General features: G+C 50.4%; 16 protein-coding genes and 1 pseudogene. 4 read left to right on the top strand and 13 right to left on the bottom strand.

The window, feature by feature from the left end:
• The first annotated feature begins 154 nt into the window (after positions 1–154).
• Entirely contained in the window at positions 155–514 is a 360-nt protein-coding gene (locus tag HH215_RS18060) for a helix-turn-helix domain-containing protein (protein ID WP_169278257.1), read from the top strand.
• Positions 515–531: 17 nt separating this feature from the next.
• Positions 532–1,416 (top strand): IS3 family transposase, encoded by an 885-nt coding sequence (locus HH215_RS18065; protein WP_169278256.1) that lies wholly within the window; start codon positions 532–534, stop codon positions 1,414–1,416.
• Positions 1,417–1,654: 238 nt separating this feature from the next.
• Here the strand turns inward: HH215_RS18065 and HH215_RS18070 are convergent.
• The 13 genes and pseudogenes from HH215_RS18070 to HH215_RS18130 all read right to left on the bottom strand — a co-directional run.
• Positions 1,655–2,527 (bottom strand): annotated as a pseudogene (locus HH215_RS18070) (IS3 family transposase); the annotation flags it as partial.
• Between the two features lie 11 nt (positions 2,528–2,538).
• The gene (locus tag HH215_RS18075; RefSeq protein WP_169280726.1) at positions 2,539–2,829 is read right to left on the bottom strand and encodes a transposase; all 291 of its coding nucleotides are present in this window, start codon (positions 2,827–2,829) and stop codon (positions 2,539–2,541) included.
• Between the two features lie 181 nt (positions 2,830–3,010).
• Positions 3,011–3,376 (bottom strand): response regulator, encoded by a 366-nt coding sequence (locus tag HH215_RS18080; RefSeq protein ID WP_169281175.1) that lies wholly within the window; start codon positions 3,374–3,376, stop codon positions 3,011–3,013.
• Between the two features lie 21 nt (positions 3,377–3,397).
• On the bottom strand, positions 3,398–3,895 hold the full coding sequence (locus tag HH215_RS18085) for a chemotaxis protein CheX (protein WP_169281176.1): 498 nt from the start codon (positions 3,893–3,895) through the stop codon (positions 3,398–3,400).
• Complete coding sequence (locus tag HH215_RS18090; protein ID WP_169281177.1) at positions 3,876–6,458, bottom strand: ATP-binding protein; 2,583 nt, start codon at positions 6,456–6,458, stop codon at positions 3,876–3,878. The genes HH215_RS18085 and HH215_RS18090 overlap by 20 nt, the downstream gene beginning before the upstream one ends.
• Before the next feature lie 207 nt (positions 6,459–6,665).
• Entirely contained in the window at positions 6,666–8,306 is a 1,641-nt protein-coding gene (locus HH215_RS18095; RefSeq protein WP_169281178.1) for an MDR family MFS transporter, read from the bottom strand.
• Between the two features lie 12 nt (positions 8,307–8,318).
• Positions 8,319–8,756 carry a MarR family winged helix-turn-helix transcriptional regulator gene (locus HH215_RS18100; protein ID WP_169281179.1) on the bottom strand — a complete coding sequence of 146 codons (438 nt, stop codon included), beginning with the start codon at positions 8,754–8,756 and terminating at the stop codon, positions 8,319–8,321.
• A gap of 25 nt (positions 8,757–8,781) precedes the next feature.
• Positions 8,782–9,207, bottom strand: coding sequence for a MarR family winged helix-turn-helix transcriptional regulator (locus HH215_RS18105; protein WP_169281180.1), 426 nt, complete (start codon positions 9,205–9,207; stop codon positions 8,782–8,784).
• A gap of 194 nt (positions 9,208–9,401) precedes the next feature.
• Positions 9,402–9,749 carry a potassium channel family protein gene (locus tag HH215_RS18110; RefSeq protein WP_169281181.1) on the bottom strand — a complete coding sequence of 116 codons (348 nt, stop codon included), beginning with the start codon at positions 9,747–9,749 and terminating at the stop codon, positions 9,402–9,404.
• Positions 9,750–9,853: 104 nt separating this feature from the next.
• Positions 9,854–11,299, bottom strand: a complete 1,446-nt coding sequence (cls, locus tag HH215_RS18115; protein ID WP_169281182.1) for a cardiolipin synthase — start codon at positions 11,297–11,299, stop codon at positions 9,854–9,856.
• A 158-nt stretch (positions 11,300–11,457) separates the two neighbouring features.
• Positions 11,458–12,981: an ABC transporter substrate-binding protein gene (locus tag HH215_RS18120; protein WP_169281183.1), complete on the bottom strand. Its 1,524-nt coding sequence runs from the start codon at positions 12,979–12,981 to the stop codon at positions 11,458–11,460.
• A 69-nt stretch (positions 12,982–13,050) separates the two neighbouring features.
• On the bottom strand, positions 13,051–13,977 hold the full coding sequence (locus HH215_RS18125; RefSeq protein WP_169281184.1) for a carbohydrate ABC transporter permease: 927 nt from the start codon (positions 13,975–13,977) through the stop codon (positions 13,051–13,053).
• A 38-nt stretch (positions 13,978–14,015) separates the two neighbouring features.
• Positions 14,016–14,897 carry an ABC transporter permease gene (locus tag HH215_RS18130; RefSeq protein ID WP_169281185.1) on the bottom strand — a complete coding sequence of 294 codons (882 nt, stop codon included), beginning with the start codon at positions 14,895–14,897 and terminating at the stop codon, positions 14,016–14,018.
• A 398-nt stretch (positions 14,898–15,295) separates the two neighbouring features.
• Here HH215_RS18130 and HH215_RS18135 point away from each other — a divergent pair, with 398 nt between their 5' ends.
• Both HH215_RS18135 and HH215_RS18140 read left to right on the top strand, forming a co-directional pair.
• Positions 15,296–16,990 (top strand): sensor histidine kinase, encoded by a 1,695-nt coding sequence (locus HH215_RS18135; RefSeq protein ID WP_169281186.1) that lies wholly within the window; start codon positions 15,296–15,298, stop codon positions 16,988–16,990.
• A complete protein-coding gene (locus HH215_RS18140; RefSeq protein WP_169281187.1) occupies positions 16,991–18,553 on the top strand; it encodes a response regulator transcription factor in 1,563 nt (520 codons plus the stop codon). It begins immediately after the preceding gene.
• Positions 18,554–18,556 lie beyond the last annotated feature (3 nt).

Consider the following 18,556-nt stretch of genomic DNA (forward strand, 5'->3'; position numbering starts at 1 on the left):
TAAACAGTAACTGTTGAGCACCGCTATTTCGCTCAGCGAGCGGGCTTCTCGAGAAATAAGGGTGCTGAGCACCGTTATTTCTATTAAGCCCCCTAAATGAATTGGAGAATGGCTAGGGAAATAAGGTAGTATTTCATTAGGGGGGCGAGCGGAAATGAGACAGCGAAATAATGCCTTTAAGGAAGTACGTTACAAAGCAGCACAAGAGGCTCTTGCGGGAATGAAAGCAGGCGTGCTGGCCAGAAAGTATGACGTGACTCCGAAAACAATTAGAGCATGGGTAGTGGAATATCAAGAGACGTTTGGGGCAGATTCATTGCCAACGATCGACGAACGAGTTATGGAGTCCAAGCGACTTGCAGATCTGGAAGAAAAGTACGAGCGTGCATTAAAGGCGTTAGGGCAAAAAGAGTTAGAGATCGAGGTGCTGCGCGAACTCGTAAAAAAGACGAACCCTGCCTCAATGACAAACTCGACGTTGCCCAGACGTTCATTGAGCAGGGACATACAGTAGCTAACATCTTAAGCATTGTGGGGGCCGCGTCTTCGACGTACTACGAACGAAAGAAAGCATCACGTGAGGATACAACTACAGAAACAAAAATGCCACTCCGAGGACGCCCTGTAACTAAGCATTCTCTAACGGTTTGCGGAAACGTAATAAGTAATGCACAGATTGAAGAGTGGTTAATGGAGCTGGTGTCTGGCGAAGAGCATAGCTACGGCTATCTGTTGTTAACAGAATGCTTACACGTACAGCGCCAACTCATCATCAATAAGAAAAAAGTGTACCGCCTCTGTAAGAAGCTCGGTATTCTTCATCCGCAACGACGTAAGAAGGTTCACTATCCAAGGCGCCTAGCACGCAATCACACGATAACAGGTTCCAACCAAGTCTGGCAGCTCGATATTAAGTATGGATACGTTGCGGGGTATGATCAGTTTTTCTACATCGCAGATATGATCGACGTTTACGATCGCAGTATCGTCGGCATCCATATCGGTACGAATTGCGAAGCCAAACACGTATGCGAAGCTGTGAAAAAGGCGTTACAGTCACGTCTAAAGCCCGAAGAGAGCAAGCCGATCATTCGCACCGATAACGGCCCCCAATTTATCAGCAAGGCGTTTGGAGAGTTATGCGAAGCAGAGGGAATTATGCATGAGCGCATTCCTCCAAAGACACCTAATATGAATGCATACATCGAGTCCTTTCATGCCACCCTTGAGCGAGATCTGCTTGGAAAAGAGAGCTTTGAATCTTTTCAGGAGGCACACGAAGCTGTACGGAATTACATTGATTTTTACAACAACCGCCGCATGCACAGAAGCCTGGGAAAACGGTCCCCAACGGCTTTCATGAAGTGGGTGGAGCAAACGACTGATTCTTTAGAAAAGTACACTCGAGCCGTTTAAGAATCGAAATCCTGAGGAAAACGCTAGTAAACCAAGTATTTTTACGACAGCAACGTATTTCATCAGTAATACTCCGGATTTAGGGGGTCTAACCGATTTCGCTCAGCGAGCGGGCTTCTCGAGAAATAAGGGTGCTCAGCACCGCTATTTCGCCCAGCGAGCGAGTTTCTCGAGAAATAAGGGTGGAGTTGTCAAAAAAAGTGCAGTTTGAAAACACACTCATACGGAACCCCCGTTGCTACGCTGCCTTTGACAGCATTCTTTCACGATAGATAGCTGGCGGCCAGCCCCCTGGATTAGAGGTGTAGATCCGCCGCCTGTTGTAGTAGACCATGATGTACCTGAAGATGATTGATTTAATATAGGCCATCGGATAGTGCTCCGTTCGGATCTTGTACAGCTTCTCTTTCTTTAACGTAGCAAAAAAGCTTTCCATCCTTGCGTTATCATAGCAGCGCCCCGTGCCGCTCATGCTTTGAATGGCGCCGCAGTTAGCCAGACTCTCACGGAAAGCTTGGCTCGTAAACTGGCTGCCTCGATCGCTGTGATAAATCATTCCGCGGGCATTTCTTGCTTTACAGGCATTCTCAAAGGCTTGGATGCAGAGTTCCTTGCGCATGTTGTCGTCCATGGCGAGGCCCACGATCTCTCCGTTGAAACAATCCAGTACCGCGGATAGATATAGCTTGCCGTCCGAACAAGGGACTTCGGTGATATCCGACAGCCACTTTTGGTTGGGTGCTGTGGATTTAAAGTCTCTCTGGATCAGGTTCTCGCTCTTTTGAGCAGCGGCATCCTCGCGTGTAATGCCGTTTGGATGACGCTTGGCTTTCTTCAGCAGACCGTGCATCTTCATGATGCGATAGACGGTGCTGTAGCTCGTCGTGATCTCTATTTGTAACAGCGCCAGCAGTATACGCTGGACGCCGTAGTTACTGTTGTCGTCATGTTCTCCAATGATGTCTTTGATTTTGACCAGAAGACGTTGCTGCCGCTCCTGTTTGGGCGTAGGCTTCAAGCTACGGTAATAGCCCGATTCGCTGACAGCAAGTACTTCGCACATCTCCTTGACGGTCCATCGATCCCGTCGTTTACAGATGTAAAGATAGAGCTGGCATGCCTTTACCGCTTCCGGTCTTTTGCGAAAAAACCGAGTGCATCCTTGAGAATTTCATTCGCTCGGCGCAACTCGCCTATTTCTTTTTCTAATTCGATTTCTCGCGCAGTCTTATCGGCAGATGCATAAGCGCGTCCGCTCCCGATATGCGCTCCGTCGCCGTGCAGGGTTCTTTGCTTTCTCCATCCTTGCAAGGTGTGGTAGGCTACGCCCAACTGCTCGGCGGCTTTCTTTGGTCCAATTTCATCGCTCAATCTGACTGCTTCTTCTTTGAATGCTTTGTCGTACTGATTCATTGTCTCTCGTCCCCTCGTCAGCTTTCATTTTATTTCATACGAGGGTGTTTTTCGACTGCATTTTTATCGTAGCACTCCAGGGTGCTGGGCACCGCTATTTCGCTCGTCCTCCGGCTCGAAACTCAATAGTCAAAAAAAGACACCTCCGCAGGTGTCTTCTCTATCACTTCTGTCTTTTCTATCATTTCTGATCCGCCACTTTATCGATGATATCCAGAAAACGAGCCTTCTCTATCGGCTTAACGACGTAGGATTTAGCGCCGAGCTTTATCGCTTCCAACACTTGCTGCTTGTGACCGATAGCGCTCACCATGATCACTTTAGCGGTCGGATAAGATTTAAGCAGCAATTCCAGCGCTTCGATTCCGTTCATATTTCCCATGCTGATATCCATCGTCACGATGTCGGGTTTGGAGCCCACGTAATTGACCAAAACCTCGCGACCGTCCGAGGCTTCCGCCACGACTTCGTGACCCGCGCTTTCCAGCATCGATCGGATATTTTTTCTCATTACGGCCGAATCGTCGACAATCATAAATGTAGCCATACTCTTCACTCCTAAAGTCCGTTATTGTGCGTTCATTATCGTAGCTAGCTCGGATTCCTGATCCATTGGAATGTACATGATACGGAAAGACCCTTTGTCCGTGCCGAAGAGCTGGAGGAACGGTTTCGCCGACCGCGTTCTAATCTCCGCTTGCTTCGCAACGAAGAGAAGCGGATTGCCTAGATAGATCGGGTGCGGCACGCGGTCCGTCAGCGCATTCCCGCAAATGACGTTGGTCAGCTCGGCAACGACTTCCACCGCATACGATTTGGCTTCTTCGGGCGTAACAGGATCGATCAAATAGCTTTGGGCCATTGCAATTGCCAATTGTACGTCAACCGTGAAAATAACGCCGCCCTGAATCGCCCCGCTCACCTGAACGAAGGAGGTATAATCGTCCAAATTCCCTTCTTCCGCCTCGGATCGCGACGATCGTCGTACCGGAATGCCTAGCTTCGTGACATTGTTCTCAGCCGATAGCTTCAATTCCGAGAAAAATTCAGCTTCGCTTTGTCTCATCCGATAATCCCTCCTCGAGTTTTCTATGTTCGTCTTCGTGCGGTATCGTAAAAGTAAACGTAGTTCCCTGACCGAATACGCTAGTCACGGAGATTTGTCCGCCCAGCTTATCCACTTCGTCCTTAACCGCCGATAACCCGACGCCTCGTCCCGACAGTTCGGATACGGATTCCGCGGTCGTCAGCTCCTCTTTGAAAATATATAGAATGACTTCTTCGTCCGTGAGCCCGCGCAGCGTCCGTTCGTCGCCAAACCCCTTGGCCGCTAAGCGCTGACGCAACTTCGCGCAATCGATTCCTCTTCCGTCGTCGCTAATCGAGAGCTCAAGCTGACTTCCTGCTTTGCTAAACCGTACGATTACGGTCCCGCGCACGTCTTTCCCCCGACTCAGCCGTTCCTCTCGAGGTTCGATGCCGTGAACGGCGATATTGCGAAAGACATGGATCAACGATTGCGAGAAGGGCAAGAAGCGCTGGGCATCCACGGAGATCTCTTCTCCCTCTATTCGCATCGGATGCAATTGGATGCCTAGACGCTCCGATGAAATAACGAGGTACTCGGCATAATGATCGACAAGCTTCCGCAGAGGTTTGTTGCGGACTTCCCTAAGTTCCGCCAGCAAGTCTAGACGCCGCGACTCCGTCAGAGCCTTCGTAAGCTTGCTCTCGAGAGAGAGCCATTCCGAGCGCCGGATCGTTACCGTCTGGGCACGATTATGCTGGAATAGCATCTCTTCTCCAAGAATCTCTTTCAACGCTTCGACATCCTCGTCTACCCAAGTGTGCAAGCGGAGAGATCGGAGGAACTGCATGTTCTGATCTTCGGTCTGGGATTCCCCGGCCTCTATTCTCAGTTGAATCTGCGTCTCCAGTTCATGCAGTCGGGGTACGATATGCGGGAACTGCAGAAGCGAGAAACTGCCCTTGAACGTATGTATTCGTTTATACACGGAGAGCAGGCGATGTTCGATCGGGAGCCGGCTATTCATGTTGTCTACGATTCCCATTTCGCAAAACCGCTTGAACTCTCCCAAAATTTGATTCGTTTCATCCAGATGAGTAACAACCTGGACGACCATCTGCTGAACGAGCCGTTCCCGCGCGATCTGAAGCTCTATCTTTCGTTTCTCGGTAATGTCGGTAAGAATGACCATGATTTCCGTCGCGGTACCGGAAGCATCGTCGATTAGCTTGTACTCCGCGCTAACCGTCAGTTCTCCTAACGCGAGCTCTTCGGGAAGCAACGTTACGACCATCTCGCGTTTCAACTCGTCCTTTTGCAAGAAAATTTCCTCGACGATTTCCTTCAACAGCCGTCTCTCCCGTTCGTTATCCGAATAGAACAACCCGGGAAGATCGGCTCCCGAAATCTCTCTGCCGAATATCCGAACGCAAGGCAAGCTGTATTCCTCTCCGATAGTGAGATCGGAGTGAACCGTGAAGAAGCCCTGCTGCGAATAGTTCAACAGATTCTGGATCGCTTCGGTTCTCTTCCGAACCGTTTGCTCTAGATGCTGATTCAAGCTTCCGATCCGCGCGAAAGCCTGAAGGAGCTCCTTGTCCGCTTGCTCGACTTGTTTCGGGATATCGTCCACTTGACGGCCGGCCGCCACTTGTTCAAGCATGATGGTGAGATGGCGAAGAGGCAGCATAATTCGGTGCCGTAGCAGATAGGCCACGAGAACAAGCAGGAAAATCATCGCGACCAAAGAGTAGATGCCCTGTTTGTTCAAAGCATTGACCGTTTGCATCGACGTAACCGACTCGCTCTGGGTATAGAGTATGCCTACGACGCGGCCGGTCATTTCTTTGAAAGAAACGGCGGACTTCATCCGGCTGAAGTCGTCTTGCCCGACGACGCTCAGAGATTCTCCCGCGCGATGGCCATCCGTTAAAGATAAGAGATCATCGGCATCGAGACTTTCCGTCGAAGACAGGAACTGACCGGAATTCAACAGCAACGCGATATCGGTCTGCAACGTGTCGCTTAGACGCAATAGATTGCGTTCATTCAAATAGTGGCCCGTGATGAGCATACCGGCCGTTCCGTTCTCCCCTTGGTCTCCCGTTACTTGCGATACCGCGATGATAGCCAACCCTTTGGACGTGTCCAAGATGCCCGAGAATTCCTTCTCCTTCTCGAACCGATCCAATAGGTAAGGAACCTTCACCGTGTCGGTGAACAATTCTACGTCGCCGGATTGCACCAAGATACGGCCCTTTAAGTCCGCTTCCGCCACGAAATCGATATTCGGCACGACTCTAGGCATATCTCCGATATTTTGTTCCAGCCACTCCATATCGCGCGCCAACAAGGCTTGCCGATTAACTTCCCAGTAACCGTTCGTGATCGTAACCCCGAGTATCGTCTCTCCAAGGGCATCTATCGATCTCTGCGCCGTATGGTTAGTCTGCAGCTCTTTCTCGTATCCGGCTTCCGTTAACGCGGAGGTTATCGTTATGTAAAAGTATACGGTCAAAGCAATGACCGGCAATACGACCAACAACAAAATCCATAGCATCATCTCGGAGGTTAAGGAACGTCGTCTAGCTTTCTGTTGCACGTTAGTGTTCCTCCTGAATATTTCGTCGAATCCAGTCGATGTTTCCATAATATTGTAGCATATCGATTCCTATCAGGACATATGATTTCGACGACGGCACGCCCAGGGTACGCGATGCCTTAAAGTCGCCATAACCGTTAAAGCAAAACGGCGGTACGGGAATATTCATCCCGCACCGCCGCCGTTCCTTATCTATTCAAACAACAATCATTTCACGGGCTCAGCTTTGACCAACTTCACCTTGCCATCTTGCTTGTTCCCGCCTTCCGGGGCCTCTTCTCCAGGCATCTTGTTCGATGTCCTTAGCGGAATTTCCCTTAGGAAGAACACTAGAATCGTCGCAACGACGACTAGCGCCGCACCGGCGAGGAACACGGTAGTTAATGAACTGCTCAGAGCGTCGCGAAGCATATCGATCATCTGGGTGAACACCGGTTGAACGTCCGCAGGAAGCGTCTGATGCAATTGTTCGAGTTTAGGCTGATCCAATAACATCTCCGGATTCTGGAACGCGGCCAGTTCCTTGGCCGTTTCCGGATCCAGCTTGGAGAAATCGACCCCTTTACCCGAGGCAGCCGCATCTTCCATATTTCTCTTCAAGGCTGATTGCATAATCGTTCCCATAACGGCGATCCCGATCGTACCCCCGAGATTCCGGAACAATTGCGAAGACGCCGTTGCAACGCCAAGCTCCGACGGTTTAACCGCGTTCTGCACCGTAAGCGAGAACACGGGCATCCCGACGCCTAGTCCGATACCGAATACGATCATTGCCACGACGGCCATCCATACGCTGTTCATGAACGCCATGATCAGCATGCCGGCCACCATGATCGGTAACCCCATCACCGCATATCGCTTATATTTCCCCGTTTTGCTAATTAATCTTCCGATAACCGTACTTAATATAACCATAGCGATCGACATCGGCATCGTCACGTAACCGGAGTAAGTCGGCGAGATGCCTTCGACCCCTTGAACGAAGAAAGGCAAATAGATAAGCGCCCCCATCATTCCCGCGTTCATAATGAATCCGATAATGTTCGAAAGCGTAACGATATCGTTGCGGAATAGAGATAGCGGAAGCACGGGACTCTTCGCTTTCGTCTGAACGAAAATAAAGATGACGAGACAGACGAGAGCGGCTCCGAACAGGCCTAAGATTTGGCTTGAAGCCCACTCGTATTTCGTGCCTGCCCAGGAAAATCCGAGCAGCAAGGCGGTAATCGTCAAGCTGAGAAACAAGGATCCGAGGTAATCGATCTTCTCCGAAGCTTTACGTTCCGCTTTCGGGAATAACATTAAGATCATAACGAAGGCGACGACGCCAAGCGGGAGGAAAATCCAAAACAGCCATTTCCAATCCATGTTGTCGACGAGCCATCCTCCGAGCGTCGGTCCGAGCACGCTGGAGAACCCGAATACGGCCATCATGATTCCGGTCCATTTTCCGCGTTCGCGAGGCGAGAACAAATCCCCCACGGCCGTAAACGCGGAAGCCATAATGATCCCGGCGCCGATTCCCTGAATACCGCGATAAATGATGAGCTGATAAATATCCGTCGAAAACCCGCTTAAGAAAGCTCCGATAATGAAAAAGATAATACCGGCAAGGATAAACGGCTTCCGTCCGTAAATATCGGATAACTTACCAACGAGAACGGTCGCGATCGTCGAAGTTAGCATGTAGATGGTGATAACCCAAGTGTAATATTCCATGCCCCCGAGAATCGCGATAATTCTTGGCATGGCCGTACTTACGATCGTTTGGTTGATCGCCGAGAAGAACATGGCCGCGATAATGGCCATCATAATGGTGACTTTACGTTTGTGCGATAATTCTTCCAAATGACATCTCCCCTATTGAAGCTCATCCCTGTCCGGCAGATTAAGCTTGATTAATATTTCTTTGAAATGGATCAGATCTTCGGACGATAGCCGATCGATGAATTTCCGAAAAGCGCGAATCTCGTACTCCTTGAACGAGATCGCCAGCGATTGTCCTTCTTCGGTAATGTTGATGATTACCGCCCGTCGGTCGAGCTCGCTTCGTTCTCGCTCCACTAACCCTTTATCGCACAACTTATCGACGATCGCGGTTAACGTACTGTTCGTGACATTTAGCTTCTCCGCCAGATCGGCCGACTTCAACGGACCGTGTTTATATAATTTGCTCAGCAAATAAAGCTGCGTATGGGTTAGATGGTCTCCGACTTGTTTATGCCATTCGCTTCGTATTCCTCTGATCGCGCTCTTGAAGAGAGGAATCAGCTCTATCCATAAATCGTTCTTTTCCATACTTACCTCGTATTTGCTTCTATGGTCATTTCTGCGGCTCGATCCCCATCATTTTCTCCAATAACTCGGTGAGTATGCGGGCCTCTTCCTGTTCGAGCCTGGACAAATAATGGCCGATAATCTCGTTTCTTTCCTGTATCGCCTTCTCCAGAACTTCCTTACCGGCGGGTGTTGCTTCCACGAGAATCGCCCTGCGATCGACGGTGTCGTGAGAGCGAGTGACGTAGCCCGACTTCTCCAACCGGTCGATCATGACCGTAACGGCGCTCGGCTTAACTTCCATCTTCTCGGCTAGCTGCGTTAGCTTGCATCCCCCTAATTTATTGATGTAATAGAGCATGAAAATCTGGGGAGGCGTAATTTGCGCTTGCATCTTGTTCAAAATATCGGATTCCGAGCTGCGTTTGAACGCTTGGAGCGCTTGATGGAACCGCTGAGTTATCGTATCCATTGTCTAACCTCCTCTCCATCCACTTTATTTCATACACATATATTTCAACTGTTTAAATATTAAATTGTTTTAGTGATTTTGTCAAATGATTAGATCGTTCAAATCCAAGCATAAACGGTTGCCGCCGTCCTTAGGGATGGCGAAAAAACCGCCAACACCCATTCGCTTCGGGCATTGACGGTCTCATCTCGGTCTCATCTATTTTCCTTCTTATCCCCATCGTCCTTGCGGACGAAGACGCCTCGGGCGACGTAAAACATTAAGCCCAAGAACAATCCGGTACCTACGACGATGTAAATCATCGTAAAGATTTTGCCTAGCGTCGTTTGCGGTTCGAAATTCGGATGTCCCACCGTGCTTAGCGTCGAGATACAGAAGTATAACGCATCGACAAAGGACATTCCTTCTTCCTCCGTATAGAATAACGTGCCCGACACCAGCATCAGGAGAATAAGGATAAACAAAGCTTGAAAGTTTTTGTCTTTGACCGATTTGCTTATCCCTTTCAAAAGCCGCGAGAGCGTAACCAAGAGAGAAACCATTTACGAATTTATCCTTCCGGGAAAATCTGCATTGCTTTCGTTCAAATTCCCCTTATCTACGGTGAAATATACATGAATATGCCGCGCTTTCGTATCGATCGCCATTATAAAATCGGAGAAACCAATCTGGACACGGATTCCTTGACGCGAATCCATCTGGAACGCCGGCCGTACTTCTCGACCGTAAGCAGCTCGGACACCGTAATATCTTCCCTAAACGCGTCCGCCAATTTTTCGGAGATTTCCGAGTCGTACAGGAAGGCGTTCGCTTCGAAATTCAGTTTAAAGCTTCGCATGTCCATATTCGCCGTACCCACGGTAGCGATTTCTTCGTCTACGACAATCGTTTTGGCATGAATAAACCCGTTCCGATACAGGTAGACGGACACGCCCGACTTGAGCATTTCCCCGATGTAGGATAACGTAGCCCAGTAAATAAAAGGATGGTCGGGCTTATCCGGAATCATGATGCTCACCTGTACTCCCGACAAGGACGCAATGCGAAGGACGTCGATAAATCCGGCATCCGGCACGAAATAAGGCGTCTGGATGTAAATGGACTTCTTGGCGGAAGAGATCATTTTTACGTACCCGTTCTTAATATGCTCTAGTTGCGACTCGGGACCGCTATCCACGATCTGCATGCCTGCCGCTCCCGCGGACTCCGTTACCGGGAATAGGTTCGGGCTATAGTGAATGTCCTTACGGGAAGCTTGATTCCAGTCCAAAATAAACCGCGTCTGCATCCCTTGAACGGCGCCGCCCCGCACTCTCAAATGCGTATCCCGCCAATACCCGAATTTCGGATCCTTCCCCAGATACTCGTCTCCCACGTTAAATCCGCCTATGTATCCGATTTCCCCGTCGATGATCACCAGCTTGCGATGGTTCCGATAATTCAACCGAAAGTTGATCAAACGGAATTTCGACGGAAAGAAAGCCTCGGCCACGCCGCCCGCTTCCCTTAACTCCCGCAAAAACCTTTCGTTTAATAACCTTGAACCTAATTCGTCATATAACAACCGCACGCTTACCCCGCTGCGCGCTTTCTTCGCCAACGCTTGGATCAGCTTCGTTCCCAATTCGTCTCTACGGATAATGTAGTACTGGATATGAATATGATCCTTCGCCTCTTCGATATCCCGGAACAACCGGGCGAACTTCCGCTCGCCGTCCATCAGCAGATCAACCTCGTTATTCTCGGAGAAGAGCGCTTGGTTACAGTTTAGATGCATGACGACCAGATCCAAATTTCGGATTGCCGCCGGATTCCGAATCCCATTCTCGTCCGATCCGACCAGGGCTAATTGCTCCCGTGCCGCCTCCGCCGTTCCGAGCCGATCGATATCCTTCCATTCGAAGAGGCGAATGCGCCTGTAGTTCTGCGCGAAAAATAAATACAAAACAAAACCGAGCAAAGGAATGAAGTATAGGACGAGCAACCACGCCCACGTGGAGCCTATATCCCTTCTTTCCCTAAAGATAACTACGGTAGCAAGGATCATATTCAAGAGAAGAATCAAACTCAATAAAAGAGAAACCATGTTCATGCGGTAAACCTCCCGGTACTCATCCCGGCCTGCGCCAGTCTTCTACTGATATTAGCAGGGAACGGAAGGAGATGCCAGAACTGCGTGATTAGAAAAAGATCGTACCGACGAGGTTTTCCTCCTGATCGGTACGATCCCTTTCGCTTCCTATTACTGTTTTATTGTTTAGCTCTCCACTCGTCGATTTGCTTTTGGAGTTCGGCCATTACTTTGTCAAGCCCATTGTCCTTCAACTTCTGGGTAATCTTAGGAATGTTCGTCTCCGGATCTAACGTGCCCGAGAACAAGGATTTGTATGTCGCTTCCTTCGTGTTCTTCAGGTTCGCCAGCTCCGTCGTAATGTTCGTCGTATCGACCTGGAATCCGAGCAACGGCGAATTCTTGGAGGAATCGTTGAACTTCTTGAACTGGTCCCATTTGTCGGCGGGATCGGCCGTGTTCAGATAGGTCAGCATCAAGTTTCCAACTGAGAAGGCGGGGAAGCCATAGCCGCTGTCGGGAATCGCGTCCTTCGTGTTGTCGCCCGTCTTCTTGTAGTGCACGTTCTCAATACCGAAATCTACTAAGTTGATCAACTCTGCGTCCGTATACAACAAGTTAAGAAACTCCATCGCTTTCTCTGGATGCTTGGATTTCGCGTTGATCGCCTGCAGGGCGCCAGCGACCGACCAGTTAAACGCGATCGGATCATGCATCGGCATGCTGACCACCTTGTAGCCCGCGTCTCCGCTCCACAGGTTATCCGCGTATGGCTGAGTATCCGCGGTGTCCGTAAGCCATTTTCCCGTTTTGAAATAATCTCCGGCATCCTTCAGCGTGGCGACGTCCATAGGCAAGTAACCAGCTTCGTAATACTTATGCATCGTCTTCAAGTACTTCATCGTTTCCGGAGTATCCCACGTATTGATCAGCTTATAATCCTGCGTATCCATTGCAACGCCGATGAATGGCAAGTCCGTTATCGGATAATCGAATGGCAGAAATTCCATGGGCGTTCCCGGAATCGCCGCGATACCCGGTTCTTTCTCCTTGAATGCTTTAAGCAACGGTTCCAGATCGTCGATCGTCTTCACGTTCGCGATGTCTAGCCCATGTTTGTCCACCATTTCCATATTGAACCGGAATACGCGTTGTTGCGGCAATTCCTTGTTCGTCGGCAGCCCGTAATTGTGTCCGTTTACCTTCGTGCCTTCGAGGAACGCCGGGTTTAACGCCGACTTGACCCCTTGGCCATATTGTTCGATCAGCGAATCCAGTTCATAGAAAGCGCCTTTCTTCGAATTACCGAAATAATCGTTCGCCCACGAGCTCGTAAAGGCGATATCGTACGCTTCCCCCGAACCGATGATGATCTTCATCTTCTGATCGTACTCGCCCCAGTCCAGCAGTTTCATCTCGACGGTCGCGTTGATTTTCGGCAGGATATGCTTGTTGATCTCGTCGTTTACCTTCGCCAGATCGGTCGGCGGCGTTCCGATCGTGTACCAGATCAACTTGACCGGTTCTTCCTTCTTGCCTTCGCTTTCCGGCTGTTTACTCTCGATGCTGTCAGCCGGCGTTTGGCTAGCACCGCCGTTTGAAGACTTGTTTTCCTTGTTTCCGCCGCTGCATCCCGCCATCACGACGCTAACTACCAAAACGAAAGCGATGAGGCCGACCCACTTTTTATTCTTATTGAACATGCAGATCCTCCCTGTCAACTCTAGTATTTATTTTAAACGCCGCGGCCTTATTTGCCCATGCGTCTAAAATCACTCTTTGATCGAGCCTATGGTCAACCCTTGCACGAAGTAGCGTTGAAAAAACGGATAAGCGAATACGATCGGTCCGGTCGCAAGCACGACCATCGCCATACGGGCAGTCTCCTGCGGCAGCGAACGAATCAACTCCCTGCTCTGTCCGCTGTTCAGCAGCGTTGAGTTCTGAATCAAGAACTGCATGGTGTTATACAGTCGCATCATAAGGGCTTGCAACGGCACCAGCTTGTTGGAATCGATATAGAGCAGCGCATTAAACCAATCATTCCAGTAAGCGAGCGTGCTGAACAGCGCGATCGTGGCGATTCCCGGCAGCGAGATCGGTAAGACGAGGCTGAGCAACGCCCTGAACTCGCTCGCCCCGTCGATCTTACCCGACTCGATGATAGCATCGGGGATCATCGTCAGGAAAAAGGTTCTCAGCACCAAAATGTTGAATGCGCTCATCGTCATAGGCAAGATTAATGCCCAAACCGTATCCTTCAATTCAAGCAATTGCGCCACGACGATATAAGAAGGAACGAGCCCGCCGCCGAACAGCATCGTGAAAAAGGCGAAAAAAGCGAAAAAGCCACGAAACTTGAAATTTTTACGCGAGAGCGAATACGCGTACAACGTCGTTAGCAATACGGTAAGCGCCGTGCCTACGATCGTGACGAAGACGGTTACGCCGTAGGACTTCAACAATTGATCCCCCGTGCGGAAAATATACGAGTAGGCGAATAGGCTCCATTCCTCGGGAAAAATCCGGTAGCCGTTCACTAAAAGCGAATTCTCCTCGGTGAACGAGAGAATGACCACGAATACGAACGGAAATACGCAGACGAACGCGAAGCCGCCGGCTATCAGGTGAAGCAATCCGTTCCAGGCGGCAGGAAGCCGATGAATGTCGCGCAGCTTCCCTTTGGACGGAGAATCCATGTCGGGCTGCCTCCTTTCCATTTGTAGGTTGCCCTCTATTAGAACAAGGCTTGATCCTCGTTGATCTTCTTAACGGACCAATTCGCGGCCAAGACTAGCACCAAGCCAACGACGGATTGATAGAATCCGGCCGCTGTGGCCAATCCGAAATCGCCGACCACCTTCATAGAGCGAAACACATACGTGTCGATAACGTTCGTGACCGGAAAGAGCGGTCCCGATTCGCGAGGGACCTGATAGAAGAGTCCGAAGTCCGCTCGGAATATGCCTCCGATAGCGAGAATCGTCAGAATGATCATCATCGGCTTGATCAGCGGGATCGTAATCTTGATCGTCTGCTGCCATTTATTCGCTCCGTCGATCATCGCCGCCTCGTAATAAGTTCGGTCGATGCCGGAGATTGCAGCCAAATAGATCACGCTGGAATATCCGATGCCTTTCCATAAATTCATGAACACGAGAATGTACGGCCAATACGACGCATCCGTGTACCACATGATCGGCTCCGCGCCGAATGCGGACAGGATCTGGTTCAGTACGCCTCTATCTACGCTGAGGAAGCTGAACACGAAGTAGCTGACGATAATCCAGGATAGAAAATAAGGCATGAACATCGCCGTCTGATACAGCTTGGCCAGCTTCTTCTGGCTTAATTGGAACAGTATGATCGCCAGACTTACGGATAGGATCAAACCGAGCACGATAAAAACCAAATTGTACAAAACCGTATTTCGCGTAATGATGTACGCATCATCGGCGAGAAACAAAAACTCGAAGTTTTTCAAACCCACCCATTGCGACTTGATAATACCGGAGAAAAACCCCCCAAGGTCGAGCCGGTATTCCTTGAAAGCCAGAATAATTCCGGGCATCGGAAGATAAGCGAAAATGAAAAACCACAAGGCCCCGGGAAATACCATGAGAAGGAAGGCTTTGTTCTTGGCGACGTCTCGAATAAATAACCGTAGCGTTCTCAGCTTGGATCACCCCCTTGATCGGCCCTCGTCTCGTCCTGCACACTTAAGGTATCACGGCGTTTACTACGTCTGATAGTGAACGGAATTAAGCTTTGAAGTAAAAAGTAAAGATTCGAACGCCGATTAGTGGAAGCGCTTTATTTTCCGTGGTATCGTAGAGCTACTTCCTATACCGACGTTACAATCGACGGAGTTGATTCGTTACGGTCAAGTTAAACAAAATCTATCGCACCTTTTTCCGCGCGAAGCTGTTCAACCGGATTATTCTGATCTACTCCGCACTGACGATCGTCACCTTCTGCACGTTGGCCGTGGTCGTATACCAGTATTCGACGGACTCCTTGCGCCAGAAAGAACTCGAAGCTCAGACGGAAGCCGTCGACGGCGTCGCCAAAGCTCTAGACCAGCAGATGGACAAATCGCAGGAGATCGTCCTCCGGCTGTACCAGAACAAAGCATTCTTGAATGACATGCTTTTTTTCCTGCGGAACGATCTTCCGCACTATATTCAATACCGATTTAACGAATATATAACGAGCAATACGACCGAAGACCGTAACGTGGAAACGTTCATCCGCAGCCATATGGAAAGCAATCGCGATATTGTGCAAATTGCCATCTACAGCCGCGACCAATCCTTCTTGTTCGTCTTCAATAAAAATAAAACTCAGAAGCTGCTTATGCTTCAGAACGAGAAAAAGGACATAGTCGCCCGTGCCGTCGACAGCATGCAATATCAGAAAAAGGCTAGCGGTAGGACGTCTGCGGTCGATCGCATACTGGGCATCGAGAACCCTGGCGCCTATACGTTCGGCTTCGAGCTGAACGATCCGGACACGCTCCAGAACGAAGGCGCGCTTCTGGTCACTTATCAACCGGACACCATTCGCGAAATGTTCGAGTCGGGCCGGGAACGATTGATGGGTTCCCATCTGGTGCTGCTATCCGACGGAAAAGTCATCCACGATTCTTCGGGGCGATACATCGGACAAATCTACCCGTATTTCAGGCAATTAAGCACGTCGCCGGGGGACGCCACCCTGGAGGTCAAGTCTTTCACGACAACAATGCGTACGGTAAAATCGGATATTTACGTGAGCGGAATCATCCCCCTATCCGAGATGAAGAACCGCTATGCCGGATTCAAGGGCAGGTTGATCGCGGTGACGGTCGTCGGCATTCTGACCACGATCACGTTTGCTTATATCGCCGTTTATCGTTACGCCAAACGAACGAGGTCCATCGTAAAGGCGATGAAGCTGGCGCAGCAAGGGAATTTAACCGTCCGCGTGCCTACCGGACGCGCCGACGAGCTGGACGAGATTTCCTTCAGCTTTAACAGAATGTGCGAGGAATTGTCTTCGTATATCAATCAAGTCTACGTCTCTGAGATCAAGCAGAAGCACGCCGAGATCGTGGCGTTCCAAGCGCAGATCAATCCCCACTTCTTATACAACACCTTAGAAGCGATCCGCATGCGGGCTATGACGCTTGGGGCCGCCGATGTCGGAGAAATGGCTTACGTGCTCGGCGCTTTGTTCCGCTATGCGGTCAGGGCGGACACGGTCGTTTCGTTGAGAGACGAAGCCGACAACTGCCGGCAATTTCTCGAGCTCTACAAAATTCGGTACAAAGAAAAGATCGACTATCGAATCGAAATAGAAGAGCGAATCGAATCCGCCCGCTTATTCAAGCTTCTCCTGCAGCCGATCGTCGAGAACGCGATCGTTCATGGCATAAGGCAAACGAAACACGGCAACCTCATCACGATCCGGGCTTTCGCGGAAGGCGCCTCTTCCATGATCGTCGAAATCGAGGATAACGGAAAAGGCATGGAGCCCGAGAAGCACAAAACCGTTACGGATTCCATCTTAGGCCAGAGCAATCCCGGCTCATCATCGTCGCTCGGTCTCCGCAACGTGAACGAACGGATTCGGTTAGTTTACGGGGTGAATTACGGATTAGATATACGTAGCAAACGGGGAGAAGGGACGGTTGTCCGCATTCGTCTGCCTTTCGAGAAGGGGGAGCACTAGATGTACAACGTATGGATCGTCGATGACGAGCCCTTCATTCTGGAAGGTCTCGTAGCGGTATTGGATTGGCCCTCGCTGCAATTGAATCTCGCGGGGCAAGCGGAGAACGGATTGGAAGCCTTGGAGCAGATCGAGGAGTCCGAAGCGAAGATCGATATTCTGATCACGGATATCGCGATGCCGGAAATGAACGGGTTGGAACTTATCCGGGTTCTGAAGGAGAAGTCGCCCGAGCTAAAGAGCATCGTCCTTAGCGGATATAACGAATTCGATTATATCCGGGACGGCATGCGGATCGGAATCGAAAATTATTTGCTAAAGCCGATTAATCTCGAGGAGCTGACGCAGACTCTGGCCGCTACGGTCGAGAAGCTAAACCGGTCGCGAATCGAGGCGCTCAGTCCCGATCAGATCGATCTGCTCAAAGACAATATTCTGTACCGTTGGGTGACCGGACGAATCGGCAAGGAACAGTGGAAGCTTCGCTCCGAATTTCTACGGCTGCGATTGCAGGCGCCCTTCGTCGCCGTCGCCATTATCAAGCCCGATCCCGAGCAAAGGGGATCGTCGTCCGGGTTGCCGTACGAGGTTCGCCAAGAAGCATGCGTCTACATGCAAGCAAGCGGCATTCCTTGCCTCGTCTTCCAGGATATCGACGACCATTCGTTGCTGATTCTAGGGGCGGAGGACGATTCGGAGGAAACACAAACCAGACTAAGCAAGATCGTGAACGAGCTTGGAGAACGGTTGAGCGTTCATACGGGGATTCGGCCCTTCATCGCATTGGGATCGATGGAAGCGAACTTCGAGCAAGCGCCGGCAAGCTATCGCAATGCGCTGCTAACGCTCGATTATGCGTTGCTTTTCCCGCATGAGCTAGTGCTGACTCATGACGATATCTCGGCTTATGCGGAGCGCCAAGGAACGCTGCTCGCCAATTCCGATACCTACACCCGCCTTCTGCTCGCCGATGACGAAGACGGGTTATGCAAGCAAATCGAAGAGGATCTCGAGGCATTCTCGCAGATGCAAGGCGTCTCGCCGAGCGAGCTGCGGAGCGTGGCCGTCGAGATGATCATCCATATGAAGAAGCTGCTGGTCGAAGCCCGGCAGAGCAAGTTAATCTCCCATGCCTACCACGACATCATGAACCGCGTGTTCCAATCTTCGTCTTTGGAGCAATTGAAGAGTCATGTTCGTTACATTGCCAAGGAAGTGTCTCAAGCGCTAAGCGGACGGCAGGATAAGAGCCCCGTGATCAGACAGATCGTCGAGTTCGTGCAAACCTCTTATATGGAAGACTTCTCGCTCAAGACGCTTGCCCAAACCTATCGCGTTCATCCCGTTTACTTGGGGCAACTGTTTCACAAGGAGATGAACCAGACGTTCTCGGACTACCTCAACCGGTTCAGGATCGACACGGCGATCAAGCTGATGAAGACCTCATCCATGCGAACGCACGACATCGCCAAGTCGGTCGGATATTGGGATACCGCGCACTTCTACAAGCACTTCAAAAAATACGTCGGCGTCCCTCCTTCGCAGTATAAGAAGCTGATGTAGCGA

The sequence above is a fragment of the Cohnella herbarum genome, assembly GCF_012849095.1.
Classification (GTDB): domain Bacteria; phylum Bacillota; class Bacilli; order Paenibacillales; family Paenibacillaceae; genus Cohnella; species Cohnella herbarum.